This is a genomic window from Elstera litoralis, assembly GCF_000963705.1.
Classification (GTDB): domain Bacteria; phylum Pseudomonadota; class Alphaproteobacteria; order Elsterales; family Elsteraceae; genus Elstera; species Elstera litoralis.
Window position 1 is genome coordinate 1 of record NZ_LAJY01000788.1, and the last position, 682, is coordinate 682.

The following is a 682-nucleotide window of genomic DNA, read 5'->3' on the forward strand; positions in this document are numbered from 1 at the left end:
CAGCACGATCAAAGCCCCGGACAGCACCAGCGGCAGATGGTTGAAACCTTCAGAGATATGCAGAATCGGAATCTGATAATTGGCGACCGACAGGGCCAACAGCCCGCCGTGCCACACCATAATGCCGCCGAACAGCGCCACGAGGATGTGAATGACCACTTCCAGCATGTGACGCGGTTTTTCGGGCACCAGGATCAGCAGCGATTCCATACCGATATGCCCGGCATCGCGCACTCCGACCGAGGCCGCGAGCAGGGTTACATACAGCACGATCACCAGCGCCAGCGATTCCGCCCAGGTCGGCGTATCGTTCAGCACATAGCGCCCGAACACCTGCCAAGCGACGACGGCGACCAGAAGAAAAACGCCCGCAACCACAAAATACATGCAGTATCGGGCAAGGCGCGCATTGAAGCGCGTCAAGAGATCGAAAATCATAAGGGCTCCCATCAGACCTATAGGCGAAGCCCGACGGGAAGTGACTCCCGCCGGGCAGTTTTGGCCTAATTCGTCTGTTGAATCCGCGCGATCAGCGACTTCAGCTTGGGATCGGAGGCGAATTTGTCGTAAACCGGCTTCGCTGCATCGGAGAAGGATTTCTTATCGACATCCGAAACAATGGTAACGCCCGCCGCTTCGACAATCTTGCGCGACTTTTTCTTCCTGCTCATCCCACAGCTTG

1 protein-coding gene is annotated in these 682 nt (G+C 56.9%); it reads right to left on the reverse strand.

Annotated elements, in window-relative coordinates; genetic code table 11:
• A partial coding sequence (locus VZ95_RS19785) for a TRAP transporter small permease (RefSeq protein ID WP_045777394.1) occupies positions 1-438 on the reverse strand: 438 nt, incomplete at its 3' end.
• Positions 439-682: the final 244 nt, after the last annotated feature.